Origin of the sequence: Actinomadura barringtoniae (genome assembly GCF_017573505.1) — a bacterium.
In the GTDB taxonomy this organism is placed as follows: domain Bacteria; phylum Actinomycetota; class Actinomycetes; order Streptosporangiales; family Streptosporangiaceae; genus Spirillospora; species Spirillospora barringtoniae.
In genome coordinates this window covers 161523-186712 of the sequence record NZ_JAGEOJ010000014.1, presented here as the reverse complement: position 1 = coordinate 186712, position 25190 = coordinate 161523, and the positions used below count along the sequence as shown (strand labels likewise).

The following is a 25190-nucleotide window of genomic DNA, read 5'->3' as shown; positions in this document are numbered from 1 at the left end:
GATTCAGGGATAGCCGATCGAGATGCCGCCCGACGTGGTGGTCACGTGGATCTGTCCCGGGGCCGCGTCGTCGGCGATCTCCGGCGGGACGACGTCCACGCCGCCCGAGGCCGCCTTGGTGTTCACCCGGTAGCGCGAACCGGGCGGGACCTTGACCGTAACGCCACCGGAGTTGGCTCGGGCGGTCACGTTCAGCGGCGCCTGGGCGAAGGCCAGCTCGATCGCGCCCGAGTGGCTGCGCGCGTCCACCTGCGGCGATCGCAGTCCCCGGCCCTCGATCGAGCCCGACGCCACCGACGCCGTGACCGGGCCGCTGAGGCCGCTCAGGTTCAGCTCGCCCGAGGCGCTCTTGACCTTCACCGCACCGCTGATGTCGCTGATGTCGGTGCTCCCGGAGCTCGCCTCCGACTGGACCGCGACGCCGGACGGCACGGTCACCTGGATGTCGGCGCCGCAGTCCAGCCCGGTGAACAGGCTGCCGCCGTCGGAGCACACCACCCACACGCGGAAGCTGTCGCCGACCGGGTCGAGCCTGAGCTGCGGCTTGTTGAGGGCCCAGTGCAGCGACTGCTTCACCGTGACCTGCCCGGGCCGCCCGCCGCCGACGACGGTCACCGTCGAGTCGCCCGAGTTCACCTGCAGCGTCTTGATCGGGAACGAGAAGGACTGGCTGTGCACGTAGGTGCGGCGGATCAGCTTGCCCGTCAGGCCGGTCGCGGTCGGCACGACGACCATCAGCGCGGTCAGCACCGCGAGCGCGATCCAGGGGCCGCGGCGGCGGGGCCGGGGGCCGGGCGGCGGCCCGATGTACGTGCCGGGTTGGGTCGTGGTGACCATGTCAGGTCTCCCCGTTCAGGAATCGCAGCACCGCCAGCACGCGGCGGTGGTCGCCGCCCGCGTCCGGGAGGTCGAGCTTGGCGAAGATGTTGTTGATGTGCTTGGCCACCGCGCTGTCGCTGACGACGAGCTTCTCGGCGATGCCGGCGTTGGAGCGGCCCTCGGCCATCAGCCCCAGGACCTCGCGTTCGCGCGGGGTCAGCCGGTCGAGCGGGGTCTGGTTGCGGCGCAGCAAGAGCTGTGACACCACCTCGGGGTCCAGGGCCGTGCCGCCGGTGGCGACGCGGCGCAGGGAGTCCAGGAAGACCGACACGTCGGCGACGCGGTCCTTGAGCAGGTAGCCGACGCCGCTGGTGTTGGCCGACAGCAGGTCGGCGGCGTAGCGCTCCTCGACGAACTGCGAGAGCAGCAGCACCGCCACCTCAGGGTGCTCGCGGCGGATCACCAGGGCCGCCCGGACGCCCTCGTCGGTGAAGCCCGGCGGCATCCGCACGTCCACGATCGCCGCGTCCGGCCGGTGCTCCTCCACCGCGGCGAGCAGGCCGTCCGCCTCGCCGACCGCCGCGGCGACCTCGAACCCCGAGGTCTCCAGCAGCTTGATCAGCCCGGCTCGCAGCAGGACCGAGTCCTCGGCGATCACAATGCGCACGGCAACTCCACGGTGATGGTGGTCGGGCCCCCGGCGGGGCTGGTGATCCGGAACGTACCGTCCACCGAGGAGACGCGGCGCGTCAGCCCCGCCAGTCCCGAGCCGCCCGCCGGGTCGGCGCCGCCGGCGCCGTCGTCGCAGACGACCACCTTGAGGACGTCGCCCACGCGGTCCACGGTGACGTCCACCTTGGAGGCGCGGGCGTGCTTGACGACGTTGGTGAGGGCCTCGGAGACCACGAAGTAGGCGACCGCCTCGACCGTGGAGGAGGCGCGGCGCGGCACGTCCACGTGCAGCCGTACGGGCAGCGGGACCCGCGCGGCGATGCCCGACAGGGCCGCGTCCAGGCCGCGGTCCTCCAGCACCGCCGGGTGCAGGCCCCGGATCAGGTCGCGCAGCTCGGTGAGGGCCTCCTTGGCCTCCTCGTGCGCCTCGACGATCACCTGCATCGCGTCATCGGGAACGTCCTTGAGGGTCTCGCGGGCCAGCCCCAGGTTCATGGCGAGCGAGACGAGCCGCTGCTGGGCGCCGTCGTGCAGGTCCCGCTCGATCCGGCGGCGTTCCAGGTCGGCGGCGTCCACCACACTGGCGCGCTTCTCGGCCAGGTCCTCGACCCGCCGTTCCAGCTCGTCGGCACGGTCGGGGCCGAGCAGCGCCCGCGCCGAACGCGCGTCCCACTTGCGCAGGCCCGTCGCCGCCCACGGCGCCGCCACCAGGAACAGGACGCCGATCACGGTGAGGAAGCCCGCCCGTATCGCGTGCGCGGTGAGGCTCAGCACGCTCGACTGCGGCAGTGCCCAGGCATAGGTGGTGTTGAGGGCCAGCGCGAGACCGCCCGCCCACAGCCCGATCAGCAGCAGGCCGCCGCACGCCACCAGCGGCCCGGAGACCAGGTGGTAGCGGACCTGCCGCCACAGGGCCACCGAACGCAGGTCCGGCAGGGAACGGCCGTCGAACCGCAGCGGCGGGATGTCGATGCCGAGCATCGCCCAGCACCGTTCCCGCTGCGCCCGGGTGAGCGGCCGGATCAGCCCCAGGAACGCGGCGCACGGCACCAGCACCGCGATCATGATCGGCGTCGCGTTCACCGGCTGCCAGACCCACCAGATCGCGGTCAGGACCGTCCAGCCGACGAAGTGGAGCGGCACCCCGGAGGCGACGAACGTGGTGTCCCGCCACGCAGTCGCCGACCACGGAGCGTGCTCGACGGCACGCCGCAGCTCAAATGTGGATGCCATGGGGCAACCGTATTGGCCCAGCTAGACCATCGCCATCCAGCGAAGGTGAGGATCGATGGTGAACCTAGTGCCACCCCAAGTCGGATATCGGCGCTACTGAAGGTGACGCGCCGTCCCGACAGGCTGGAGCCATCGTTCGTCGCTATCAAGGAGATCGACCATGGTTGCCAGCGTGAGCCCGGTCCGCTCGCCGCGCCGCATGCGCCCCGTCCTGGCGCCGCCCGTCCCCACCCGCGTGAAGCGGAGCCGTGCCGCCTGGCTCGGCCTGGGCCTGACCGCCGCGGGCGCGGCGATGATCCCCTGGATGTACGCGCTGGCCAAGCAGCTCCCGGCGACGACCACGGTCTCCAACTGGTCCACCGCCTGGGTCGGCCTGGACGCGGCCCTGGCGCTCGGCCTGCTGAGCACGGGCGTCCTCTACACCCGCAACGACCCCCGCCACGCCCTCACCGCCGCCGCGACCGCCGCCCTCCTGAGCGTGGACGCCTGGTTCGACGTCAACACCGCCGCCCAGGGCACCGAAAAGGCGACCGCCATCGCCATGGCCGGCGTGGAGATCCCGCTGGCCGCCCTCTGCGCCGCGCTCGCCTACCGTGGCCTCAAGCCCGCTCAGCCCGCACAGCCCACCGAGAATTCGTGATCCCAGGGTGAAACACTCCCGTTCAACTGGACATCTTCCGCAGTGAAGGCGACATCCGGAGGAGCGGGGCAGCGTGAGTCCACCAGAACCTCAGCGGCGGTTCGAGGCGATCTACGAGACCCACTACCCGGCCGTGCTCGCCTACGTCCGGCGCCGCACCGACTCCCCCGACGACGCGGCGCGGCGCCCTCGCCGACCGGCTCCGACGGGAACTGGCCGAATCCGGCGCGCTCGTCACCGCCGCGTACGCCCTGGCCCGTGGCTGGCCGCCGGTTGTTCCGCCGTGGGCCCTCGGCGGGGCGCTCGCGGCGACGATCGCCGTGGGCGCGGTCGCCGGGATCTACCCCGCCGTCCGCGCCGCACGGCTCTCGCCCACGGTCGCTCTGGTCAGCTGAGCCGCCGTCAGCCGAGCTGCCGTCAGCCGAGCTGCTTGACCACGAAGCCGGCGACCTTCTCGGTGACCGGTTCGGGCTTGCCGTTGTTCTGCTTCGGCGAGGCGATGGTCATGTCGATGTGGGAGTAGTTGGGCGCGACGATCGAGTCCTTCGGGAAGAACAGGCCCGTCTTCGCCACGTACTGGAACGGGCTGTCGCCGCCCAGCGCGCCGACCTGGGGGCGCTTGGACGGGCCGTCGTACATCAGGTGGGCGAGGTCGCCGGTGCGGGTACCGACGAGCGCGAAGCCGATGTCGGTGATCAGGCGGGTCGGGAAGTACCACTCGGTGAGGTCGGAGGGGCCGGGGCTGGACGCCGTGACCGCGAGCGTGCGCAGGTCGGTGACCTCCCTGTCGGGCGAGGTGTACCTGGCGGCGTCGGAGCCGGCGATCCGGTCGTACTGGCGCCAGTGGTAGAGCGTCTTGGTGCTGGTCGGCGCCCAGGTGTTGGTCAGGCCGATGGTGTCGTTCAGGATCTCGCCGAAGAACGGGATCTTGCCGAGGTCCTGGCCGGGCAGCGGGAACGTCTTGGGCGCGACCGGGCCGCCGTCCAGGGCGCCCTGGCTGACCTGAAGGATGTTGAGCGGCATCGAGTTGTCGTCGACGAACGAGCCGAACAGCGCCTGGCCGGTGAAGCGGTAGTCGCGGACGCTCGGCATGCCGGTCAGGAGCTGCGTCCACGTGCGGGAGTAGGCCAGGCGGAGCACGATGTCGAGGATCGGGGCGTTCGGCATCCGCTTCAGCAGCGTGCTCTCCTGGTCGCCGCGGTAGCGGGCCTCCTGGCCGATGATGCCGACCGACGTCAGGATCTTCGGCGAGTAGAACTGCAGGAACTGCAGCGTCCGTGGCCCGGCCGCGATGACCTTGTTGACGCCGTCGAGCGTGGCGCCGCCGACCTTGTTGATGACGTCCTTGATGATCGGGAACGCGGTGAGCCCGATCGGGTCGGCGATGATGCCGGTGTCGATCGCGACGTACCCTCCGCCGCACAGGTTGTAGCCCGCGTCGTCGGTGGTCTTCGGGTCGCCGTCGAAGTCCCAGGACGACATCAGCCCGGTGATCGGGCCGCCGAGCGAGTGGCCGCCGCAGAAGACCTTCTTGTGCGAGGCCGGGTCGGGCAGCGCCTGCTGGATGGAGACCCGCCAGTCGTCGAGGGTCTGCGCGAGGCCGACGTGGGCGAGGAACGCGACGTCCTTGTCGGTCTTGAAGCCGCCGAACCTGTGCCCGTTGACCTCCTTGCCGCCGAAGTAGTAGCCGAGCGCGACGTCGGCGTTCTTCGCCTGGTTGGCGGCGTCCAGGCCGGTGTGGTCCTCCAGGCAGGCGGAACGGCGTTCCAGGGCCCAGAACTCGATCTTCTTGCCCTTGGCCGCCGCACTGTGCACGGTCTGCGCGGCGTGCATCGACAGCTCGCCCGCCCCGCCACCGAAGCCCGGCATGGACGTGACCACGCCGTCGGCGTCCTTGGAGTCCCTGGGCCCGTCCTTCAGCCGGAACCGCATGTACCCGACCCAGTCGCACTCGGCCGGACGCGGCCCGGCCGAGGCGGGCAGCGGGTAGTGCAGCTTGACGAACGTCTCCTCGACGTCCGCCGGATTGTTGGGATCGTTCACCGGCGTCTCGACCCGCTGGTCGGCCTGCGGCAACGCGGACACGGGCGCGGAGTTCGGGGCCGGGGCCGCACGTACAGCCGCCGCGGCGGTGGAGACGTTTCCAAGCGCGAGCGCGCCCAGTCCGGTCAACGTGCCGAGGCCGAGCAACAGTCGTCTCTTCGCCTGCATGGGGGCTCCTCTAAGGGGGGTGGCAGGAGGCCAGGTGGTCAGGAGTCAGGAGGCGCGGTGATCAGGGGCGATCAGGGGTGGTCAGGAGGCGTTCTTGATCAGGAAGTCGGCGAGGGCGGCGCTGATGGGCTCTGGGCGGCCGTTGTTCTGGCGCCAGGCGGCGTTGACGGTGTCGATGTGGGTGTAGCCGGGGACGCGGATGGTGTCCTTGGGCAGGAAGGGCCGCATGATGCGGATGGCGCTGGAGTCGGCGCCGAACGTGATGGTCGGCTTGGCCTTCACCGCGTCGGCGTGCTGGATGGCGGCCAGGTCGCCGGTACGGGTCCCGGCCAGCGCGGCACCGAAGTCGACGATCACGCGGAACGGGAAGTAGTCCTCCCAGTAGCCGATCGGGCCGTTCGAGCCGTTCGCGCCGTTCGTGCCGGAGCTGGAGCCGGCGTCGCCGAGCTGGCGGGCCAGGTCGCGCTGGTCGCTGACCTCGTCGGCCGGGCCGGTGTACGGGACGCCCTTGACGTCGTCGTAGTTACGCCAGGTGTAGAGGGCCTTGGGGTCGGTCGGCCCGACGCGTTCGCTGACCCCGGACGCGACGCCCAGCAGGTCGCCCGCGAACGGGATCGAGGCGGCCTGACCGGGCAGCGGGAAGGTCTTGGCGCCGACCTTCCCGCCGCCCAGAGCACCCTGGCTGACCTGCAGCAGCCCCAGGTTGGTGGTGTTGTTGTCGGTGAGCACGCCCAGCAGCGCCGCATTGGTGAACCGAAAGTCGCGGATCCCGTTCTGCCCGCTGAGGAAGTCGCCGTAGGTCCGCGAGAACCCCAGCCGCAGCGTCGGATCGAGGCTCGCGGGCAGGCGCTTGTTGAGGTCGGTCTCGGCGTTCGGCGCGTGGTAGGCGCCGATGCCCGCCATCTTGTAGAGGTTGAGCGCCTGTGGGTTGATCAGCGGCAGGAAGCCGAACGTGCGCGGCAGCGTCCCGTCCTCGATCCGCTTGACGACCTCGGGGTAGGCGACGCCGAGGGTCTTGTCCGTGACGATCTTGAAGAGCGGGTTGGTGCGCAGCCCGACCGGGTCGCTGGTGATCAGCGTGTCGAGGGCGATGAAGCCCGCGCACTGGTTGTAGCCCGCGTCATCGGTGGTCTTCGGGTTCCCGTCGAAGTCCCAGGCGCCGAAGATCCCGGTGATGATCCCGGCCATGGACGGCCCGCCGCAGAAGGTCCTGGTCCGGCGGAACGCGGCGTCGGGCAGCTCGCGCCGCATCAGCTCGTACTGGTCGGTGACGACCTGCTTGACGCCGATGCGGCTGAGGAACGCCAGGTCCCGGTCGGTCTTGAAGCCCTCGAAGCGCTTACCGCCGACCATCTTGCCGCCGTAGTAGTAGTCGAGCGCGACATGCGGGTCCTTGGCCTTCCAGCCCGCCTCGATGCCGGTGTTGTCGGTTACGCAGTTGCCGCGCCGGCCAAGGTTCCAGATCTCGATGTGCCGGCCCTTGGCCGCGGCGGCCCGCACGGTGTTGCGCGCCACGCTGTCCTGGTTGCCCGCGCTCCCCCACGCGCCCGGCTGCATGACCCAGACGGCGTCGGCCCGCTGCGGATCAGCGGGCCCGTCGGCCGTGCGGTAGCGGTCGTAGCCGATGTAGTCGCACGCCTCCGGATGCGGCCCCACGTCCGCCGGGAGCGGCACGTGCAGCCGTACGGTGCTGAGCCGCAGCCCGTCCGCGCTCCCGAGATCGGTCTCGGTCCGTTCGGACGCCTGCGCGGGAACGGCCCCGGCGTGGACGGCCCCGGCGGGACCGGCGGCCCCGGCGGGCAGGGCCGCGAGGGTCACGCCCGCGGCGGCGATCAGGGCGGTGCCGATCGACACGGCCGCACGTGTGCGCTTCATGGTCGGTCATCCTGACTCACGCTTCGCGGCCGCGCCGCTGACAAAGACGGCAATTTCCTTCTCGCCGGTTTGTGCACACCGACCAACCATCCCGTTCGCCCATATTTGACCGATCGTTCTCGAAAGCCCTAGAGTCACACCCATGGCAAGGACCAAGGAGTTCGATCCGGACGCCGCCCTGGAGCGCGCGCTGGAGCTGTTCTGGGAGCGCGGCTACGAAGCGACCTCGATGGCCGACCTCGTGGAGCACCTCGGGATCGCCCGCGCGAGCATCTACGGCACGTTCGGCGGCAAGCACGAGCTCTACCTCAAGGCCCTGGAGCGCTATCTGCAGGTCAAGGACCCCGCGATCGTCCAGGCACTCTCCCAGCCCGGCCGGGTTCTGCCGGCGGTCCGCGCGCTGATCGAGCGCTACGCCGAGGAGTCGATCACCACCGACCACGGCTGCATGGTGGTGAACACCGCCGTCGAGCTGGCCGCCCGCGACCCCGCGGCCGCCCGCGCCGTCGAGACGAGCTGGACCACGCTCGAAACCTCCCTCACCTCGGCGCTCACCAGGGCCCAGGCGCAGGGCGAGCTGGCCCCCGACAAGGACCCTCGCGCCCTGGCCCGCCTCCTGATGACGCTCTTCCAGGGCATGCGCGTCATGGGCCGCGCCGGAACCGAGCCCGCCCGCCTCCGCGACGCAGCCCGCCAAGCCCAGACCCTCCTCACCTAAGCCCCATTCAAGACCGAACGATCTACATATCTGAGCCGGACTCAGCCAACCGATGGGAAGAACGCCATGACCGCCCGTTTCGCTGACAAGGTCGTCCTGATCACCGGGGGCGCCGGGGCGCTGGCGCGCGCGACCGCGAAGGCCTTCGCCGCCGAGGGCGCCACCGTCGTCCTCGCGGGCCGGAACGAGGCCGACCTGACCGCCGCGGCCAAGGAGATCGACCGCGCCGACACGGTCGTGGCCGACGTGACCTCCGCCACCGACGTCGCCCGCATGGTCGCCACCACCGTCCAACGGCACGGCCGCCTGGACATCGCGTTCAACAGTGCGGGCATCTTCGGCGGCGCCGCCCCGGTCGCCGACCTCGACGAGCAGACCTGGGCGGCCGTCATGGACGTCAACCTGACCGGCGTCTTCCTGTCCATGAAGCACGAGATCGCCCACATGAAGGCCAACGGCGGCGGCGTGATCGTCAACATGGCGTCCAACATCGGCGCGCACGGCCGCCGCCCCGGCCTGTCCGCCTATGCCGCCTCCAAGGCCGCCGTGAGCGTTCTCACCCAGACCGCCGCCCGTGAGTACGCCGCCGACGGCATCCGGATCAACGCCGTCAGCCCCGGCGCCAGCGACACCCCCATGTCGTACCGCCCCGGCGAGACCCGCGAGGACCGCGACGCCCGCGTGCGCGGGGCGGTCCCGGCGGGCCGCGTCGGCGACCCGGCCGAGGTCGCCGCCGCCGTCCTCTGGCTGGCCTCCCCCGAGTCCACTTTCGTCGTCGGCCACGACCTCGTCATCGACGGCGGAGCGACCGCATGATCTAGGTGAAATCAGACGACCTCCGCCCTTAGTCTTGTCACGGCGTTATCGGGTCCTTTCCGGTTGCGGAAGGGACCCTTTCCGTTGTCCGAACGATCAGAGGTCCAGGAGCATGAACGACCACGAGCTGCACGAGGAGCTCCTGCGGCTGCTGCGCGAGGGGATGCCCGATCCCGCCCCCACCGTGTTCGACGAGAGCCTCGGCTTCATGCCGCTCGGCGTCGACCAGGACGGCGAGGTCGGCGTCGTGACCTTCCTGAGCCGCTCCCCCTTCGACCCCGCCTCGCTCTTCATCGAGGGCACCACGTTCCACCGGCGCAACGGCGAGTGGATGGAGCTGGGCGGCGGCGGTGGCTCGGCGCCCGAGGAGCCCCTCGCCCGCCGCACCGCCGGGGAGCTCGGCGGCCACCTCGTCCGCTACGGCACGAGCAAGTCGGTGCGCAACGCCGACCGGCTCCTGCCGTGGGGCGCCAAGTGGGTGAGCCAGGCCCGCCTGCGGGTCTCGGCCGAGACCACCCACATGCGCGTCGGCCGCCGCGCGATGGAGATCCCCGCCCACGGCCACGTCGTGATCGTCTGGGGCGCCCGCCGCGCCCCGATCGTCGAGGCCCTGGCGGAGGACGGATCGACCCTCGCGTCCCTCGACCTCGGGCACGCCGTTGGACCGCTCCGCTCCACGGCCTGAGCGTTCGTCCGTTCGTCCGTTCGTCCGTTCGAGCCAGGCGCGTCAGAGCGGGGGCGTCAGAGCCGGTGGGTCAGAGCCAGCCGAGATCGCGGGCGGCGCGGACGGCGGCGTGGCGGTTGTCGACGCCCAGCTTGGTGACGGCGGCCGACAGGTAGTTGCGGACGGTCCCCTCGGACAGGCCCAGTGAACGGGCGATGCGGGAGATGGGGGCGCCGTCGGCGGCGGCGCGGAGGGTGTCGAGCTCGCGGGGGGTGAGCGGGCACTCCTCGGCGGCGAGGGCGTCGGCGGCCAGCTGCGGGTCGATGTAGCGGGCGCCTTCGGAGACCTGGCGGATGACCTTGGCGAGCTGGGCGCCCGGCGCGTCCTTGCCGAGGAAGCCGCGGACTCCGGCGCCCATGGCACGGCGGAGGTTGCCGGGGCGGCCGTGCGCGGTGACGATCACGAGCTTGCAGGACGGGAGTTCGCGGGAGAGGCGTTCGGCCGCCGCCAGGCCGTCGAGGCCCGGCATGTCGATGTCGAGCACGGCGATGTCGGGCGCGAGCTTGAGCGCCTGCTCGACCGCCTCGTCTCCGCGGCCGACGTCGGCGACGACCTCGATGCCGTCCTCGGTCTCCAGCAGCAGGACCAGCGCCTCCCTGATCAGCGCGTGGTCGTCGGCCAGCAGGACACGGATCATGCCTCTCCCTTCAGCGGCACGCTGGCGTGCACCCGGAACGTGCCGTCCCCGCCGGGTCCGGCGGTGAACTCGCCGCCGGCGGCCGCGATCCGTTCCGCCAGGCCCGCCAGCCCGCTGCCCGCGTCGTGCGAGCCCCAAGAGGCGCCGCCTCCGTCTTCCGAGGGGGGACGACCCCCCACGCCCCCTGCGGCATGGTGGCGGCTTCGCCGAGGGGCGCCGTCGTTGGTGATCTCCAGGTGCACGGCGTCGTCGGTCCAGACCTCGATGCGGCACCAGCCCGCGCCGCTGTGGCGCAGCAGGTTGGTGGCGGCCTCGCGGGCCACCCAGCCGAGCGGTTCGTGCACGTGGGCGGGCAGGTCGGCGACCTCGGGGCGTTCGCAGGAGATCCCGGCGGCCTGCAGCACCGCCGACATGCCGTCCAGCTCGGACCGCAGCGACGTCGCCCGGTAGCCGCGAACGATCTCCCGCACGTCCCGTACGGAGTCGCGCGCCATCGTCTGGATCTCGGTGAGCTCCTTGCGGACCCGGCCGGGATCGCGGTCCAGGAAGCGGTCGGCGACCTCGGCCCGCAGCGCGACCGCCTGAAGGCTGTGACCCAGGACGTCGTGCAGGTCGCGGGCGAAGCGCAGCCGTTCTTCCCCTACCGCCGACTGCGCCAGCTCGGCCCGGGCCTCCCGCAGTTCGTGAGCGACGTGGAACAGCCAGATGGTCACGTAACCCGAGAACGCCGCGACCGGGACGCCGAAGAACTCGTACAGCACGTTCAGCGCGGGCAGGCCCAGGACCAGCCCGTACGCCGGGGTGAGGACCGTCGCCACCGCGGTCGTCGCCACCGCCTCGCGCAGCGGCAGCACCACCGGGATCAGCCCCGCCGGGACGACCAGCGCGTTGCCCCAGCCGTTGTCCGCGCCCAGGACCGGCGGCAGCGCCCAGCAGGCCGCCGCGATCGCCGCCAGCCCCAGCCGGTGGGACGGGGCCGTGCGCCGCATCAGGTTGAGCCAGAGCAGCCGCCCGTACAGCGCGAAGATCGCCGCCACGCTCAGCAGCCCGACGGTGAAGCGGCCGAGATCGGGGCGCACGAACGCCTCGTACCAGAGCGCCGGCATCAGCAGGCCCGCGAGCGACACCAGCGTGACGGCCACGAAGCTCGCGGCGATCACGGTCGGTCGGGGGATCCTCGGCTGCACGCGTCCCTCTCCGGTCACAGGAGATGCCCAGCGTATGCGACCCTCAGGCCGCCGTGTCGTCCCCCGAAGCCGCGCGGGCGGAGGTACGGAACCGTGCCCGGTAGGCCGACGGGGTGACGCCCAGATGCCGCAGGAACGCCCGGCGCAGCGACTCGTCGCTGCCCAGGCCCGAACGCCGCGCGGCGGCGGTGACCGGCTCCCCGCCCTCCAGCAGCGACTGGGCGGCCTCCAGGCGTACCGACTCCACGAACGCGGCGGGGGTGGTGCCGACGTCCTCGTGGAAGAGCCTGGTCAGGTGCCGGACGCTGACCCCGGCCCGCGCGGCCATGGCGGGCAGCGAATGATCGGCCGCCGGGTCGGCGATGATCTCGTCCAGCAGCGCCCGCAGCACGTCGCGGCGCGGGCGCGGGGTACGTGAGGCGACCGAGAACTGGGACTGGCCGCCGGGCCGTTGCAGGAAGACCACCAGGTCGCGAGCCACCTCCCTGGCCAGGCCCGCCCCCTCGTCCTCCTCCACCATCGCCAGCGCCAGGTCGATGCCCGCCGAGACCCCGGCCGAGGTGAGCACCGCCCCGTCCCGTACGAAGATCGCGTCCGGCTCGACGGTGATCTTGGGGTGGGCGCGGGCGAGGGTCGCGGCGTGCCGCCAGTGCGTGGTGGCGCGCTTCCCGTCCAGCAGCCCGGCCCGTGCCAGGGCGAACGCGCCCGTGCAGACCGAGGTGACGCGCCGGGCGGTCCCCGCCAAGGCCTCCACCGCCTTGGGCACGCCTTCGGGTGACGGCGATCGGGGCAGGTCCGGCGCTCCGGGGATCATGAACGTGTGGCTGCCGCAGGCGTCCGCGGCCGAGGCCGCGGGCATCAGCCGTACGCCCGACGCGGTCGTGACGGGCTCCCCGTCCGGCGTGCACAGGATCGGCTCGTACGCCCCGCCGCTCAGGGACGCCGCAGTACTGAACACCTCCAGCGGCGCGGTCACGTCCAGCAGCCGCACGCCCTCGTAGGCCAGCACGGCCACGCTCCGCCCACTCCGCCCGCTCCTGGCGCTCCTGATCGGCATGGGCCCCAGGGTAGCGATCATCGATGTCCACATGTGTGGCATACGTGGCCAGATGGACATGGAGGAAGATCACCCGTTCGGCGAGGCTCGAACCATGACGACACGACCGCCAGTCCCCCCGTTCACCACCGTCGAGCAGGCCCGCGCCAAGGTGCAGGCGGCCGAGGACGCCTGGAACACCCGCGATCCCGAACGCGTGGCGCTCGCCTACACCCCCGACTCGGTCTGGCGGAACCGCGACCGCTGGGTCACCGGCCGGGACGAGATCGTCGCGTTCCTCACCGACAAGTGGAAGCGCGAGCAGGACTACGCGCTGCGCAAGGAACTGTGGGGCTTCCGCGGCAACCGCATGGCCGTCCGCTTCCAGTACGAGTGGCACGACGCGGACGGCCGCTGGTGGCGCAGCTACGGCAACGAGCTCTGGGAGTTCGACGACGAGGGCCTGATGCGGCGGCGCGAGGCCGGCATCAACGACGTGGAGATCGCCGAGGCCGACCGCCGCATCTTCGGCCCCCGCCCCGAGGAGGAACGGGACCAAGCCCTTCCTTTTTGAAGGCTTTCGTGGCCTCGGCCCGCTCGCCTGGCGGCTGACGGGCCGAACCACAAAAGCGGCGAGCGCGATATCGCTTCGCGATCTGACCAGCGGGCCCTCGCCTCCGGCATCGGGCCCGCCGGTCAGGTAGCGCGCTCGCGGTGCGTGGTCGAGGTCCACTGTGAACAGGACTCAGGCCGCCTGGACCGCGTTTCGGTCGCCGGTCATGTCGCCGACGACCAGGACGCCGTGGTCCAGTACGCCGATCCGATCGGCGCGGCAGGCCTCGTCCACATCATGGGTGGCGACCAGGATCGTGACCCCGGCCCTCGCCAGCACCCTGAGCACCGCCCAGACGGTCCGCGCCGCGGCCTCGTCCAGCCCGGCCGTCGGTTCGTCCAGGAACAGCACGTCCGAACGCCCGACCAGCACCAAGGCCAGATCCAGCAGGCGCCGCTGCCCATCGGTCAGCCGTTCGAAGGGCACATCCGCCAGCCCGGACAGTCCCGTCAGCCGCAGGGCCTCATCCCTGGTCAGCGGGTCCATCGTCCACCGCCGCCAGGTGTCGACCACCTCGGCGACGGTCAGCCCCGGGAAGAGGCCACCGTCCCGCCACACGGCCCCCACGGCGTCCCGCCGCTCGTACGGGTCGAGCCCCCGCACACGTACCGACCCGATCGTGGGCCTGCGGGTCCCGGCGGCCACCTCCAGCAGCGTGGTCTTCCCGGCCCCGCGCGCCCCGAGCAGCGCGTAGATCTCCCCTTCGGCGACGCGGAACGAGACCCCCCGGACGGCGTCGTCAGCGCCGAAACGGACCCTGATCTCCCGCACCTCGATCACATTCGCCTTCATGACCTCAATGCTGCCGATCATCAGGCCGAACGTGCAGTCACGCCCGTCAGAAGCCACCGCTGAGGTTTCCACGGGTCACCCATGACAAATGTCAGACCCGCGTGAGGAACTCCGCGCCCAGCTCCGAAGGCCGGGTCACTCCGGCCAGCATCAGGGTCAGCTCCAGCTCGGCCTGCAGGCACCGCAGCACGTGCCGTACGCCCGCCTCGCCGCCCAGCGCCAGCCCATACGTGTAAGCGCGCCCCACCAGCACGGCCTTGGCCCCCAGGGCCAGCGCCTTGGCGGCATCCGCCCCAGTCCGAATCCCGCTGTCGAACAGAACCTCAGCCCGATCGCCCACCGCCTCAACGATCCCCGGCAGCGCGTCCAACGAGGCCACGGCCCCATCGACCTGCCGCCCGCCGTGGTTGGAGACGATCACACCGTCCATCCCCGCGTCGACGGCCTTCCGCGCGTCATCGGGGTGCTGGATGCCCTTGAGCGCGATCGGCCCGTCCCAGTGCTCCCTCAAGAACGCCAGGTCGTCCCAGGTCAGCGAAGGATTCCCGAAGTTGGCCACCCAGTGCATGAGCGCCGCGTCCTTGTTGGCCTCGGTCACCGGCCCGCCCACGGCCTTCTGGAAGACCGGGTCGCTGTAGAAGTTAGCGACCCCGATCCCCCTCAGAAACGGCAGATAAGCCTGGTCCAGGTCCCGAGGCCGCCACGCCAGCGTGAACGTATCAAGCGTGACGACCAATGCCGTGTACCCCGACGCCTTGGCCCGCTCCAGGAAGCTGACCGCCATCTCCCGGTCCTTGGGCCAATACAACTGATACCAACGCGGCCCACTCCCATTGGCCTCGGCCACGTCCTCCATCGTGTTCGACGCCGCCGTGCTCAGCACCATCGTCACACCCGTGGAAGCCGCCGCCCGCGCCGTCGCCAGCTCCCCCTCCGGATGGAAGATCGACTGCACCCCCACCGGCGCCAGCACGACCGGAGCCGGCATCGCCGTTCCGAGCACCTCGACCGACAGATCCCGCTCCGCCACGTCCCGCAACATCCGCGGAACGATCCGCCACCGCTCGAACGCCTCGAGATTCGCCCGCGCCGTCGTCTCGCTCCCCGCCGCGCCCGCGACATATCCGTACGACGCCGCCGATAGCTTCTGCTCGGCCAGTTCTTCCAGCTTCGTCAGGTCGGTCGGCAGGTCAGGAACCACGTCGGCGAGCCCGCTGAGGTAGATCTCATTCTGGAAATCGGCCAACGAGCTCATGCGAAACCTCCTGGAAAACCGCTATGTCGCGCGGCGCGCCGGGGCAGCTGGTGCGAATCTGTCCTTGGACTCGGCAACAATGTCCCACATGGCACGACGCGGATCCCAAGCCCCTCCCCCGCCGCCGGACTTCGAAGAGAACATCGTCGACGTCGATGTCTCCGAGGAGATGCGCGGCAGCTTCCTTGAGTACGCCTACTCGGTCATCTACCAGCGGGCGTTGCCGGACGCGCGCGACGGGCTGAAGCCCGTGCAGCGGCGCATCCTCTACTCGATGAACGACATGGGGCTGCGCCCCGACCGCGGGCACGTCAAGTGCGCGCGGGTCGTCGGCGAGGTGATGGGCAAGCTGCACCCGCACGGCGACAGTGCGATCTATGACGCGATGGTGCGCCTGGCGCAGCCGTGGGCGATGCGGATGCCGCTCGTCGACGGGCACGGCAACTTCGGGTCGCTCGGCGGCGACGACATGCCCGCCGCCATGCGGTACACCGAGGCCCGGCTGTCGCGCGCCGCCATGCTGATGGTGGAGTCGATCGACGAGGACACCGTTGATTTCCGGCCCAACTACGACGGGCAGGAGATGGAGCCGGAGGTCCTGCCGGCGGCGTTCCCCAACCTGCTGGTGAACGGGTCGGCCGGGATCGCGGTCGGCATGGCCACCAACATGGCGCCCCACAATCTGGGCGAGGTCATCGCGGCGGCGCGGCATCTGATCGACAATCCGGAGGCCTCTCTGGACGATCTGATGCGCTTCGTGCCGGGGCCCGACCTGCCGACGGGCGGCAAGATCGTCGGGCTGGAGGGGATCCGCGACGCGTACGAGAGCGGGCGCGGGACGTTCCGGACCCGGGCGACGGCGCACATCGAGAGCGTGACGCCGCGGCGCAAGGGCATCGTGGTCACCGAGCTGCCGTACACGGTGGGCCCGGAACGGGTCGTCTCCAAGATCAAGGACCTGGTCAACGCCAAGAAGATCCAGGGGATCTCGGACCTGAAGGACCTGACCGACCGCAACGTGGGGTTGCGGCTGGTCATCGAGATCAAGAACGGGTTCATCCCCGAGAGCGTGCTGGAGGAGCTCTACCGGCTGACGCCGCTGGAGGAGACGTTCGGCATCAACAACGTGGCGCTGGTCGACGGCCAGCCGCGCACGCTGGGCCTGCGCGAGATGCTGCAGGTGTACGTGGACCACCGGATCAACGTGGTCCGGCGCAGGTCGATGTTCCGGCGCAAGAAGCGCGAGGACCGGCTCCACCTGGTGGACGGCCTCCTCGTGGCCCTGCTGAACATCGACGAGGTCATCCAGGTCATCCGGCAGAGCGATGACGCCTCCCAGGCCAAGCAGCGCCTCATGCAGATCTTCGAGCTGTCGGAGATCCAGGCGCAGTACATCCTGGACACGCCGCTGCGGCGCCTCACCCGGTACGACCGGCTGGAGCTGGAGAAGGAGAAGGAGCAGCTGGCGCGGGAGATCGCGGAGCTGACCGCGATCCTGGAGTCGGAGACCAAGCTGCGCGCGGTCGTGTCGGGCGAGCTCGCCGACGTGGCCGCCGAGTACGCGACGCCGCGCCGGACCGTGCTGCTGGAGTCCAACGGCGTCGCGCGAACCAAGACGGCCACGATGCCGCTGGAGATCGCCGACGACCCGTGCCTGGTGCTGATGTCCTCGACGGGCCTGCTGGCCCGTACGGGCACGGCCGACCCGCTGCCGGTGGAGGGCTCGCGTTCGCCGCACGACGTGCTGGTGTCGGTGGTCCAGACGACCGCGCGGGGCCAGATCGGCGCGGTGACCTCGGCGGGCCGGATGATCCGGGTGGACGTGCTGGACCTGCCGTCGCTGCCGCCGTCGGCCACGCCGCCGTCACTGGCGGGCGGGGCCCCGGTGAGTGAGTTCGTCGATTTGGAGTCCGGCGAGAAGGTCGTCGGCATCGGCGCGCTGGAGGAGTCGGGGGCGGGCCTGGCGCTCGGCACCGAACAGGGCGTGGTCAAACGGGTGCTGCCCGACTTCCCGGGCAACCGGGACGAGTTCGAGGTGATCGGGCTCAAGGACGGCGACAAGGTCGTCGGCGCGGTGCAGTTGCGTTCCGAGGACGAGGACCTGGTCTTCATCACCACCGACGCGCAGCTGCTGCGCTACTCGGCCTCGCTGGTCCGGCCGCAGGGCCGTCCGGCGGGCGGCATGGCGGGCATCAAGCTGTCGGCGGGCGCCCGCGTCGTCTGGTTCGGCTCGGTGGATCCGGAATGGGACGCGCGGGTCGTCACGATCTCCGGGTCGTCCTCGGCGCTGCCGGGCACGCAGACCGGGGCCATCAAGGTCGCCGACTACGCCGAATACCCGGCCAAGGGGCGCGCGACGGGCGGCGTCCGCTCGCATCGCTTCCTGAAGGGCGAGGACACCCTGCTGCTGGCCTGGGCGGGCGTGACGCCGGTACGCGGCGCCGCGTCCAATGGCAAGCCGATCGACCTGCCCGAGGAGCTCGGCCGCCGGGACGGCTCGGGCGAGAAGCTCAGCAAGCCCGTCGCCGCGGTCGGCGGGCCGCTCGGCCCGCTCGTCGAGGCGGGCGCGGAGTCCTCGGAGGGCGCGGAGCCCGCCGAGGAGTGATCCGCTCGGCTCTCTAGAACGAAGAGGAGGCCCGCTCCACCCCCGAGGGAGCGGGCTTCCTACGTGTTCAGACGTCCGGGCGCCGCCGATCGATCCCGGTTTCGTGTGATGGGCCCCACAGCCTTGACGGTTCGAAGCACCGGAGCGGTCTCCAGCGAACGGATCGACTCCAGGGCGCCGAGGTGTTGTGTGAGGTAACGGTGCAGGGCCTCCGGACCCGAGCAAAGCGCGTTCGCGACGAGATTGGTGGGCCCGGTGGTCGCGGCGACGAACGCCAGTTCCTCATGGCCCGCCAGCGTCGCCCCCACCTCGTCCAGGTGCGCCGGGGCGACCGACATCCACAGCAGCGCCTGCATCGTCGCCCCGAACACCTCCGGATCGATCTCCACGTCGTAGAAGATCGCGCCGCTCGCCCGCAGCCCCGCCAGCCGCCGCGCCACCGTTGCCGCCGACCAGCCGGTGGCGGTGGCGAGATCGGTCAGGCTCGTCCTCCCATCCCGCCGCAACGCCGCCATCAACGCCGCATCGTCCGAGGTCAGCACGCTTCGCTCACTCGGCACACCGCGCACGGTCTGCGCACCTCGCCCGGCCAGCGCGCTCCGCCCGGTCTGCACCCCTCGCCCGGTCAGCGCGCCGCCCCCGGCCTGTACGTCGTCCTCGCTCTGTGCGTCTTGCGCTGGAACGTCGTGGGCGGGGGCGAGGAGGGCTTGCTGGTCGGTCGTGAGGACGTTGGGGCGGCCGCGCCAGCCGGTGGGGCCACCGAAGTAGGTGTGCAGGACGTTGTGCGCGGAGACGGCGGTGATTCCGGCCGTGCGCGGGATGTCCTGGAGCAGCAACGAGCGGTCGCCCTCCGCACCGGGCGGCGGGTCGATGATGGCGAAGATCTCCGTACCGCCCGAGGTGAGCTTCACCCAGGACGTGTCGGAACGGCGTGCCAGGGCCTGCGCGACGTCCTGGGCGGTGGGCGGCCCGGCGGTGAGCCTGATCATCCATCGCGGGCGTCCCGCGTGGCCGGCGTCGGCGAGGCCGACCACGCGCAGCGCGGCGTCCGCGACCAGGCGGCGGTAGCGGCGCGCCACGGTCTGCGTGGAGGTGCCGAGCGCGGCGGCGATCCTGCTGAACGGCGCCCTGCCGTCGATGGTGAGGGCGTGGATCAGGCCGCGATCGACGTCGTCCAGCGCGTGACGATCGTTCATGATCCAAGGCTATCTGGAAGATATCGACCATCCGTACGCCGGGAATGGAAACAGACCAGGCCCGGCCCGCACGCTTGGTCGCATGTTGACGACGACTCCGACGGCGGCGACCGCCACCCCCTATCGGTGGCGCTGGCTCGCCCTGGCGACGCTGCTGCTCGCCGAGGCCATGAACCTGCTCGACACCACGATCGTCCAGGTGGCCGCGCCGGTGATCCACCAAGACCTGGGCGGATCGACCTCCGACCTCCAGTGGTACGGCGCGGCGTACACGCTGCCGTTCGCCGTGCTGCTGATCACCGGCGGCCGGATCGGCGACATCGCCGGGCGGGCGCGGGCGTTCCGGCTGGGCGTCTCGGTCTTCGTGCTGGCGTCCCTGGCGTGCGCGTGCGCTCCGGCGCCGGCGGTGCTGATCGGCGCGCGGGCCGTGCAGGGCGCGGCGGCGGCGTTCGTGATCCCGCAGACGATCGGCCTGATCCGCGCGATGTTCGACGGCCCCGAACTGCCGAAGGCGCTCGGCACGATCGGCCCGGTGATGGGCCTGGCGGCGGTGACCGGCCCGGTGCTCGGCGGCACGCTGACCGAGATCTCGTCGTGGCGCTCGGTGTTCCTGGTGAACGTGCCGCTCGGCGTCGCGGTGCTCGTCGCGTCCCGGTGGCTGCTGGAGGACCGTGCCGAACACCGCCCGCGCCTCGACCTCGCCGGAACGGGACTGGCGACGCTCGGCACGGGCCTGATCGTCTACCCGCTCGTCCAGGGCAACACCGCCGGCTGGCCCGCGTGGACCTGGATCGCCCTCGCAGCAGGCGTCGCGGTCCTGCTGCTCCTGGCCCTCCGCATCGCCCCAACCCGTACCAACCGCCCCGTTCTGGTCGAGCCGAGCCTGTTCCACAACCGCGGCTTCCCGGCCGCGCTGGTCAGCTCGGTGCTGTTCTTCTCGGTGATGAACGGGCTGATGCTCGTCGTCGTCCTGCAGTCGCAGCTGAACGAGCACCACAGCGTCCTGCGGTCCGGCCTGACGCTCCTGCCCTGGTCGTGCGGCATGGCGATCTCGTCCTGGACGTCCGGCGCGTACCTCTACCCGCGCTACGGCTCGCGTCTGATGTTCGCGGGCCTGGCCACGCTGTTCGCCGGTTGCCTGGGCCTGGTCGCCGCCTACTCCGGCCACCACTGGACACTGCTGCCCGCGCTGGCGATCGGCGGGCTCGGCCTCGGCATGTTCACGACGCCGTTCTTCAGCACGGCCCTCGCCCGCGTGCGCCCGCACGAGACCGGATCGGCCGCCGGCCTGCTCAACTCCGTTCAGCAGCTCGGCGGAACGCTCGGCATCGCGGCCCTTGGAACGGTCTTCTTCCACGGCCCGCAGAACGCCGTCTGGGTCGCCGCCGCCGTCCTCGTCGCGACCGCCGGTTCCGCCGCGTTCATGCGACACTCGTGATCGTGTCTCTAGGAACGATCGTGATGACCGGCGCCGCCGGGCGGGTCGGCTCGGCGCTGCGCGCACCGCTGCGGGAGGCGGCCGACCGCCTGATCCTGGTCGACCGGGTCCCCCTGAAGGCCGAGGCGCCGAACGAGGAGGTACGGCAGACGAAGCTGGCCTCGATCGAGGACGCCATCGAGCTCATCGACGGCGCCGACGCGGTGGTCCACCTGGCCGGAGTCTCCGACGAGGCCCCCTTCCCCGACCTGGTCGAGGGCAACATCCTCGGCACGTACGACATCCTGGAGGCGGCCCGCCGCACCGGCGTGCGGCGCGTGGTCCTGGCCAGCAGCAACCGCCTGACCGGCCACTACTCGACCTCCGAGCGCCTCAACCCCGAGATGCCGCCGCGCCCCGACGGCCTGTACGGGGTGAGCAAGGTGGCGGTCGAGGCGCTGGCCCGGCTGTACGTGGACAAGTTCGGCCTGGACGTCGTCTGCCTGCGCATCGGCAGCTTCGAGCACGAGCCGTCCGAGCCTCGGCACCTGGCGACCTGGCTGAGCCCGCGCGACCTGGCGGGCTTCACCGAGGCGGCGATCACCGTCCCACACCCCGGCTTCATCGCCGCCTACGCCGTGTCGGCCAACACTCGCGGCTTCTGGGAGATCAGCCGGGAGCTCGGCTACACGCCGCAGGACGACGCCGAGACCTACGCCAGTCAGATCCCGGGCGCCGCGGACTACGGCCCGAGCGACGAACCGCAGGGCGGCTACTTCGCCAGCCAGGAGTTCACGATCGATCGGGCCCGGCTGGGCTGATCAACGGTCGATCAGCCCGTTCACCATCACCCGCAGCGCGGCGGCGACCCGCTCGCCCTCTCCCTCGCGGAAGGCCAGCACCACCGGGTCGCTGTGCAGCGCGCCGAGCAGCAGATGTGCCGTGACCTCCGCGTCCACGCCCGGCGCGGCCTCGGCGAGCAGCGCGCTCACATGCCGATGCCACGCGCCGTAGACCGGATGTGAGTCCCGGTCCTCCTGCCGCGAGGTCGCCGCCGCGTGCTCCAGCGCGACCATCAGCCCGATGTTGCGCTCGATCAGCTCGATCGCCGCGTCGACGAACGCCAGGAGCCGTTCCCCCGCCGGAGCGCCCGGCCCGAGCGGCGGCGGCCCCGTCTCCAGCGAGTCGGTGAACGCCTGCGCCCGTTCGATCAGCAGCTCCTGGATGAGCCCGATCCGGCTGCCGAACCGATGAAAGACCGTCCCCTTACCAACGCCCGCCGCCGCCGCGACCCGTTCGACCGAAACCTGCTCGGGCGGGTTGTCGCGCAGCAGCTCCTCGGTCGCGCGCAGGATCGCACGCCGGTTACGCGCCGCGTCGGCCCGCTCAGGGCGGCGCTCGGTCTCCATCTCCGAATGATCCCGCACGGACCTCCCACTGGACGAACTTGACCACCGGTCCATATAGTAACTTGACCTGAGGTCCACTTACCAAGGAGCTCCAGTGCGAGCGATCGTCATGCACGAAACCGGCACCCCCGAAGTCCTGGTCCCCGAAGAGGTCGAGGCGCCCACCCCCAGCCCCGGCCAGGTGCTCGTCCACACCGAGATCGTCCCCGTCGCCTTCTACGAGACCCTCCTGCGCTCGGGCACGTTCCCCTTCCCCCGCCCGCTCCCCACCACATTCGGCTTCGAAGCAGTAGGCACCCTGAACGGCCAACGCGTCTTCCTGATGGACCTCAACTCCAGCGGCACGTACGCCGAACACGTCGCCACGTCCCCCGAGAACCTCACCCCGATCCCCGAAAACGTCTCCAGCGAAGACGCCGCCGCCATCACGGTCCAGGGCGCGGTCACCCTAGGCCTCCTCCAAAAGGCAGCCCTCACCGGCAACGAGACCGTGCTCATCGAGGTCGCCTCAGGCGGCGTCGGCGGCTACCTCACCCAACTGGCCCGCGCGTACGGCGCCGGCCGCATCATCGCCACCGCCGGAGGCCCTGCCAAGGCCGCCGCTGTGCGCGACCTGGGCGCCGACACCGTCCTGGACCACACCGACCCCACCTGGCCCGAGCAGCTCAAGGAGGGCGAGGTGGACCTGGTCTTCGACTCGATCGGCGGCGACTCCACCAAAACCCTGCTCCCCGCTCTGGCCCGAGGCACCGGCCGCATCCTCCAGTACGGCGTCCTGAACGGCCCGCCCGCCATCACCGCGGCCGACCTCATCCCCCGAGGCCTGACCCTCACCGCGTGCTCCTCCGAAGGCCCCTGGCTGGACACAGTCGAAGCAGCCAAGCCCGAGGCCCTCAAACTGGTCGCCGAAGGCCGCCTCAAGCCCCGCATCGACGAGACCCTCCCCCTGGCCGAAGCCGCCGAAGCTCACCGCCGCATCGAGGCCCGCACCCCCACAGGCAAACTCCTCCTCCGCCCCTGACCCGCGGAGGAATGTCCCCACCTCGTGATACTCCTCATCACGACCATCGGGACGACCGGAGGACACCGTTGTCATCGATTCATTCCTTCGCGACCTGGGAGCCGCTGCTGCGGGTGCTCTGGGAAGACAACGCCGAGACTCTGGCCGTTCCAGGAGGCCACGTGGGAGGACGGATCGACCGTCGCGGCGGGTGGACCATCGAGGCACCGCCGCGGCGGCCGATACCCAGCATGGCCACCTTGTTGGCCGGGGGCAGGCCGGCCGAGTACGAGCCAGCGGGAATCGTTCAGCGTGCGCTCTTGGACGCCGACCTCGACGTCATCTCGTTCGCCGCCGAGATCTCACCGAGCGGGCGGGCCGTCCTCCATCTGCACTTGCCCGGCACCGCCACAGAGATGAGGAACGGACCCCATCCGAGCGCACTCATCCTGGTCGAGGGCTCGGTTCCTGAACCCTGGCGCCGCCTGCCCGACCCGACCCCCGAAGCGGCTCCGTCCCCGTCCGCGGATCTGGCGCTACTCGAGCGGACCCTCCGCAGCCGACTACCTGATGCCGGTGGCGTCACCGAGGCCGAGATCGCCGCAGCGGAGGCACGTCTGGGCATCGCGCTGCCCGACGAGCTCAAGACCCTCTACCGGGTGCAGAACGGTTGGTCCGAGCATTTCTATGACGCGTTCGGGTGCGAACTGTTCCCGCTGGACGAGGTGCACATCATCACCCCGTCCCGCCGTCGGCGCTCGTGGCGGTACGCGGCACGCGAAGCCGTGGTCACCCCGGCCGACGCCGCCGTGCAGGGTGTGGTCGGGTCACCCGGCTGGATCGCGTTCGGCCACGACGGCGGCGGCGAACGGATCGCGATCGACCTGACGCCGGGCCCGCGCGGGCACCTCGGACAGATCATCATGCTCGCTCGCCTGCGGGACACCGGCGCCTACCTGCTCGCCGACTCCCTGACCGACTACGTGACGCACCCGCGCAGAGAATCCCTGGCCGATCCGAACGACCTGGGCCCGGCCGTGGCCCACGTCAACGACGGCAGCCTGACGAGCATCGAGGCGGCCGCCGACCCGGCCCTGGAGGTCCTGTCCATCGGCGTCTGGGAAGGCGAGCCGTTCAGCCTCGCGCCCCTCACCGGGTCGCCCCGGCTTCGCACGCTGTCCGCCTACCCCGGCACACTCGCCGACCCGCTGGAGATCGCCGACCTCACCGGACTGGAGTTCCTGGAGATCAGTCCGGAGGACTGGCGCGTCCTCCTCGACGCCGAGGCGGTCCCGCCAAGCCTGAAGGCCGCTGCCATCGAGACGCCCGGGGTGCGGCATCCGGTCCCGGTCGCCGAGGTGGCGAACGAGATTCTTGGGCTCTGGGGGCGGCCGCTCATCACTCGGACGACCGTCGAAGGGGACCTTGGGCCTGTCTAGGGGTCAGGATTCGATGTCGTCGGGGCCCCAGAAGGCCTCCATCTTGATGATCTCGCCGTCGTCGTTGAAGGTCATGACGTCGATGGCTCGGATGCGCATGTTCATGGCGGGGACGTCGACGGTGAAGGCCATGGCGGCGCGGGCGCCGTGGGAGCCGCGGATGGGGCCGTCGAGGAGGAGCTTGGTCCCGATGTCGATGGCGTTCTTGTAGAACTCGTCGATCGCCGCGCGTCCTTGGACGGGCGCGTGGCCGACGGGGTCCTCGATCTCGGCGTCGTCGGCGAACAGGGCGGAGACCGCGGCGGCGTCGCCGGCGGCGAACCCGTCGATGTACGCCTGGAGCGCGGCCTTCATGTGGTCCTGAGTCGGCATGCCGCGACCCTAACAAGCGATCGCTTGGTTGACCACCGCGGAGACGCCCGGCGCGTACGCTCCCGCCATGTATCAGTACCCCCCGGCGTCACCAGGGGTCCGCGGGCCGGCGACCGCCCTGATCGTCGTCGGCTCGATCAACGTCCTGGCCGGCGTGCTCTCGCTTCTGTCCACACTCGCGCGGATCGGCAACGGTGAACGGGTCGTACCCGATTCCGGGCGCGACGCCGCCTACGTGGCGGGCTACCTCATGACCGAGGTATCCGTGCTCATCAGCCTGGTGATCGCGCCGCTCGTCATCGTCGGCGGGATCAACATGCTCCGCGTCAGGTCCCGGGGCCTGGCCCTCACGGCGGCGGTGCTGGCGATGGTCCCGGTCACGTCCTGCTGCTTCATCGCGGGCATCCCGATCGGCATCTGGGCGCTCGTGGTGCTCAGCAAGCCCGAGGTGAAGGCCGCCTTCGACGCCACCGGGCAGCCCCCGCCGCCGTCCCAGCCGCCGCCCGCCTACTACGGCTACTGAA

Annotated in this window: 24 protein-coding genes; 11 read left to right on the top strand and 13 right to left on the bottom strand. The window is 71.2% G+C overall.

Going from position 1 to position 25190, the window contains the following annotated elements; translation table 11 throughout:
• Window positions 1-3: 3 nt before the first annotated feature.
• Genes J4573_RS32410 through J4573_RS32400 form a run of 3 tightly spaced genes read right to left on the bottom strand, consistent with a single transcriptional unit; the run spans window position 4 to window position 2724 of the window.
• Window positions 4-837, bottom strand: coding sequence for a DUF4097 family beta strand repeat-containing protein (locus J4573_RS32410; protein WP_208259728.1), 834 nt, complete (start codon window positions 835-837; stop codon window positions 4-6).
• Window position 838: 1 nt separating this feature from the next.
• Window positions 839-1486 carry a response regulator gene (locus J4573_RS32405; protein WP_208259727.1) on the bottom strand — a complete coding sequence of 216 codons (648 nt, stop codon included), beginning with the start codon at window positions 1484-1486 and terminating at the stop codon, window positions 839-841.
• Window positions 1474-2724, bottom strand: coding sequence for a sensor histidine kinase (locus tag J4573_RS32400; RefSeq protein WP_208259726.1), 1251 nt, complete (start codon window positions 2722-2724; stop codon window positions 1474-1476). The genes J4573_RS32405 and J4573_RS32400 overlap by 13 nt, the downstream gene beginning before the upstream one ends.
• A 160-nt stretch (window positions 2725-2884) precedes the next feature.
• Here J4573_RS32400 and J4573_RS32395 point away from each other — a divergent pair, with 160 nt between their 5' ends.
• Window positions 2885-3364 (top strand): hypothetical protein, encoded by a 480-nt coding sequence (locus J4573_RS32395; RefSeq protein ID WP_208259725.1) that lies wholly within the window; start codon window positions 2885-2887, stop codon window positions 3362-3364.
• Between the two features lie 417 nt (window positions 3365-3781).
• Here the strand turns inward: J4573_RS32395 and J4573_RS32390 are convergent, their stop codons facing one another.
• Window positions 3782-5575, bottom strand: a complete 1794-nt coding sequence (locus tag J4573_RS32390) for a hypothetical protein (protein ID WP_208259724.1) — start codon at window positions 5573-5575, stop codon at window positions 3782-3784.
• 81 nt (window positions 5576-5656) lie between these two features.
• Window positions 5657-7450 carry a hypothetical protein gene (locus J4573_RS32385; protein WP_208259723.1) on the bottom strand — a complete coding sequence of 598 codons (1794 nt, stop codon included), beginning with the start codon at window positions 7448-7450 and terminating at the stop codon, window positions 5657-5659.
• A 142-nt stretch (window positions 7451-7592) separates the two neighbouring features.
• Here J4573_RS32385 and J4573_RS32380 point away from each other — a divergent pair, with 142 nt between their 5' ends.
• The 3 genes from J4573_RS32380 to J4573_RS32370 all read left to right on the top strand — a co-directional run bounded on the left by J4573_RS32380 (window position 7593) and on the right by J4573_RS32370 (window position 9669).
• Window positions 7593-8168, top strand: coding sequence for a TetR/AcrR family transcriptional regulator (locus J4573_RS32380; RefSeq protein WP_208259722.1), 576 nt, complete (start codon window positions 7593-7595; stop codon window positions 8166-8168).
• Window positions 8169-8234: 66 nt separating this feature from the next.
• Window positions 8235-8984 carry an SDR family NAD(P)-dependent oxidoreductase gene (locus J4573_RS32375; protein WP_208259721.1) on the top strand — a complete coding sequence of 250 codons (750 nt, stop codon included), beginning with the start codon at window positions 8235-8237 and terminating at the stop codon, window positions 8982-8984.
• 112 nt (window positions 8985-9096) lie between these two features.
• Window positions 9097-9669 (top strand): hypothetical protein, encoded by a 573-nt coding sequence (locus tag J4573_RS32370; RefSeq protein WP_243773897.1) that lies wholly within the window; start codon window positions 9097-9099, stop codon window positions 9667-9669.
• Between the two features lie 70 nt (window positions 9670-9739).
• Here the strand turns inward: J4573_RS32370 and J4573_RS32365 are convergent, their stop codons facing one another.
• The 3 genes from J4573_RS32365 to J4573_RS32355 form a co-directional block, all read right to left on the bottom strand.
• Window positions 9740-10345, bottom strand: coding sequence for a response regulator transcription factor (locus J4573_RS32365; RefSeq protein WP_208259720.1), 606 nt, complete (start codon window positions 10343-10345; stop codon window positions 9740-9742).
• Window positions 10342-11505, bottom strand: a complete 1164-nt coding sequence (locus J4573_RS32360) for a sensor histidine kinase (protein WP_307797068.1) — start codon at window positions 11503-11505, stop codon at window positions 10342-10344. The genes J4573_RS32365 and J4573_RS32360 overlap by 4 nt, the downstream gene beginning before the upstream one ends.
• A gap of 70 nt (window positions 11506-11575) precedes the next feature.
• Window positions 11576-12589 (bottom strand): GlxA family transcriptional regulator, encoded by a 1014-nt coding sequence (locus J4573_RS32355; protein WP_208259718.1) that lies wholly within the window; start codon window positions 12587-12589, stop codon window positions 11576-11578.
• Window positions 12590-12683: 94 nt separating this feature from the next.
• Between J4573_RS32355 and J4573_RS32350 the strand changes: the two genes are divergently transcribed.
• Entirely contained in the window at window positions 12684-13142 is a 459-nt protein-coding gene (locus J4573_RS32350; protein WP_208259717.1) for a nuclear transport factor 2 family protein, read from the top strand.
• A 171-nt stretch (window positions 13143-13313) separates the two neighbouring features.
• Here the strand turns inward: J4573_RS32350 and J4573_RS32345 are convergent, their stop codons facing one another.
• Both J4573_RS32345 and J4573_RS32340 read right to left on the bottom strand, forming a co-directional pair.
• A complete protein-coding gene (locus tag J4573_RS32345) occupies window positions 13314-13973 on the bottom strand; it encodes an ABC transporter ATP-binding protein (RefSeq protein ID WP_208259716.1) in 660 nt (219 codons plus the stop codon).
• Window positions 13974-14064: 91 nt separating this feature from the next.
• Window positions 14065-15228 (bottom strand): lactate 2-monooxygenase, encoded by a 1164-nt coding sequence (locus J4573_RS32340; protein ID WP_208259715.1) that lies wholly within the window; start codon window positions 15226-15228, stop codon window positions 14065-14067.
• Between the two features lie 88 nt (window positions 15229-15316).
• On the opposite strand from J4573_RS32340, the gene J4573_RS32335 reads away from it, so the two are divergent.
• The gene (locus J4573_RS32335) at window positions 15317-17833 is read left to right on the top strand and encodes a DNA gyrase/topoisomerase IV subunit A (RefSeq protein ID WP_208259714.1); all 2517 of its coding nucleotides are present in this window, start codon (window positions 15317-15319) and stop codon (window positions 17831-17833) included.
• A 59-nt stretch (window positions 17834-17892) separates the two neighbouring features.
• Here the strand turns inward: J4573_RS32335 and J4573_RS54435 are convergent, their stop codons facing one another.
• Window positions 17893-19029, bottom strand: coding sequence for an Lrp/AsnC family transcriptional regulator (locus J4573_RS54435; RefSeq protein ID WP_243773896.1), 1137 nt, complete (start codon window positions 19027-19029; stop codon window positions 17893-17895).
• A gap of 82 nt (window positions 19030-19111) precedes the next feature.
• Between J4573_RS54435 and J4573_RS32320 the strand changes: the two genes are divergently transcribed.
• Both J4573_RS32320 and J4573_RS32315 read left to right on the top strand, forming a co-directional pair.
• Complete coding sequence (locus J4573_RS32320) at window positions 19112-20467, top strand: MFS transporter (protein ID WP_208259713.1); 1356 nt, start codon at window positions 19112-19114, stop codon at window positions 20465-20467.
• A 2-nt stretch (window positions 20468-20469) separates the two neighbouring features.
• Window positions 20470-21267 carry an NAD-dependent epimerase/dehydratase family protein gene (locus J4573_RS32315; RefSeq protein ID WP_208259712.1) on the top strand — a complete coding sequence of 266 codons (798 nt, stop codon included), beginning with the start codon at window positions 20470-20472 and terminating at the stop codon, window positions 21265-21267.
• On the opposite strand, the gene J4573_RS32310 is transcribed toward J4573_RS32315, so the two are convergent.
• Complete coding sequence (locus J4573_RS32310) at window positions 21268-21855, bottom strand: TetR/AcrR family transcriptional regulator (protein WP_208259711.1); 588 nt, start codon at window positions 21853-21855, stop codon at window positions 21268-21270.
• Between the two features lie 94 nt (window positions 21856-21949).
• Here J4573_RS32310 and J4573_RS32305 point away from each other — a divergent pair, with 94 nt between their 5' ends.
• Together J4573_RS32305 and J4573_RS32300 are read left to right on the top strand one after the other, a co-directional pair.
• On the top strand, window positions 21950-22876 hold the full coding sequence (locus J4573_RS32305) for a quinone oxidoreductase family protein (protein WP_307797065.1): 927 nt from the start codon (window positions 21950-21952) through the stop codon (window positions 22874-22876).
• A gap of 230 nt (window positions 22877-23106) precedes the next feature.
• Window positions 23107-24294 carry an SMI1/KNR4 family protein gene (locus tag J4573_RS32300; protein WP_208259710.1) on the top strand — a complete coding sequence of 396 codons (1188 nt, stop codon included), beginning with the start codon at window positions 23107-23109 and terminating at the stop codon, window positions 24292-24294.
• A gap of 3 nt (window positions 24295-24297) precedes the next feature.
• Here the strand turns inward: J4573_RS32300 and J4573_RS32295 are convergent, their stop codons facing one another.
• Entirely contained in the window at window positions 24298-24666 is a 369-nt protein-coding gene (locus tag J4573_RS32295) for a nuclear transport factor 2 family protein (RefSeq protein ID WP_208259709.1), read from the bottom strand.
• A 67-nt stretch (window positions 24667-24733) separates the two neighbouring features.
• Between J4573_RS32295 and J4573_RS32290 the strand changes: the two genes are divergently transcribed.
• Window positions 24734-25189, top strand: a complete 456-nt coding sequence (locus J4573_RS32290; protein WP_208259708.1) for a hypothetical protein — start codon at window positions 24734-24736, stop codon at window positions 25187-25189.
• Window position 25190: the final 1 nt, after the last annotated feature.

Excerpts from the sequence above, each read along its gene's own strand:
- J4573_RS32410 (WP_208259728.1), bottom strand. The coding sequence starts at position 837 with ATGGTCACCACGACCCAACCCGGCACGTACATCGGGCCGCCGCCCGGC.
- J4573_RS32400 (WP_208259726.1), bottom strand. The coding sequence starts at position 2,724 with ATGGCATCCACATTTGAGCTGCGGCGTGCCGTCGAGCACGCTCCGTGG.
- J4573_RS32395 (WP_208259725.1), top strand. The coding sequence starts at position 2,885 with ATGGTTGCCAGCGTGAGCCCGGTCCGCTCGCCGCGCCGCATGCGCCCC.
- J4573_RS32390 (WP_208259724.1), bottom strand. The coding sequence starts at position 5,575 with ATGCAGGCGAAGAGACGACTGTTGCTCGGCCTCGGCACGTTGACCGGA.
- J4573_RS32385 (WP_208259723.1), bottom strand. The coding sequence starts at position 7,450 with ATGAAGCGCACACGTGCGGCCGTGTCGATCGGCACCGCCCTGATCGCC.
- J4573_RS32380 (WP_208259722.1), top strand. The coding sequence starts at position 7,593 with ATGGCAAGGACCAAGGAGTTCGATCCGGACGCCGCCCTGGAGCGCGCG.
- J4573_RS32375 (WP_208259721.1), top strand. The coding sequence starts at position 8,235 with ATGACCGCCCGTTTCGCTGACAAGGTCGTCCTGATCACCGGGGGCGCC.
- J4573_RS32370 (WP_243773897.1), top strand. The coding sequence starts at position 9,097 with ATGAACGACCACGAGCTGCACGAGGAGCTCCTGCGGCTGCTGCGCGAG.
- J4573_RS32365 (WP_208259720.1), bottom strand. The coding sequence starts at position 10,345 with ATGATCCGTGTCCTGCTGGCCGACGACCACGCGCTGATCAGGGAGGCG.
- J4573_RS32355 (WP_208259718.1), bottom strand. The coding sequence starts at position 12,589 with ATGCCGATCAGGAGCGCCAGGAGCGGGCGGAGTGGGCGGAGCGTGGCC.
- J4573_RS32350 (WP_208259717.1), top strand. The coding sequence starts at position 12,684 with ATGACGACACGACCGCCAGTCCCCCCGTTCACCACCGTCGAGCAGGCC.
- J4573_RS32345 (WP_208259716.1), bottom strand. The coding sequence starts at position 13,973 with ATGAAGGCGAATGTGATCGAGGTGCGGGAGATCAGGGTCCGTTTCGGC.
- J4573_RS32340 (WP_208259715.1), bottom strand. The coding sequence starts at position 15,228 with ATGAGCTCGTTGGCCGATTTCCAGAATGAGATCTACCTCAGCGGGCTC.
- J4573_RS32335 (WP_208259714.1), top strand. The coding sequence starts at position 15,317 with ATGGCACGACGCGGATCCCAAGCCCCTCCCCCGCCGCCGGACTTCGAA.
- J4573_RS54435 (WP_243773896.1), bottom strand. The coding sequence starts at position 19,029 with ATGAACGATCGTCACGCGCTGGACGACGTCGATCGCGGCCTGATCCAC.
- J4573_RS32320 (WP_208259713.1), top strand. The coding sequence starts at position 19,112 with ATGTTGACGACGACTCCGACGGCGGCGACCGCCACCCCCTATCGGTGG.
- J4573_RS32310 (WP_208259711.1), bottom strand. The coding sequence starts at position 21,855 with ATGGAGACCGAGCGCCGCCCTGAGCGGGCCGACGCGGCGCGTAACCGG.
- J4573_RS32300 (WP_208259710.1), top strand. The coding sequence starts at position 23,107 with ATGGCCACCTTGTTGGCCGGGGGCAGGCCGGCCGAGTACGAGCCAGCG.
- J4573_RS32295 (WP_208259709.1), bottom strand. The coding sequence starts at position 24,666 with ATGCCGACTCAGGACCACATGAAGGCCGCGCTCCAGGCGTACATCGAC.
- J4573_RS32290 (WP_208259708.1), top strand. The coding sequence starts at position 24,734 with ATGTATCAGTACCCCCCGGCGTCACCAGGGGTCCGCGGGCCGGCGACC.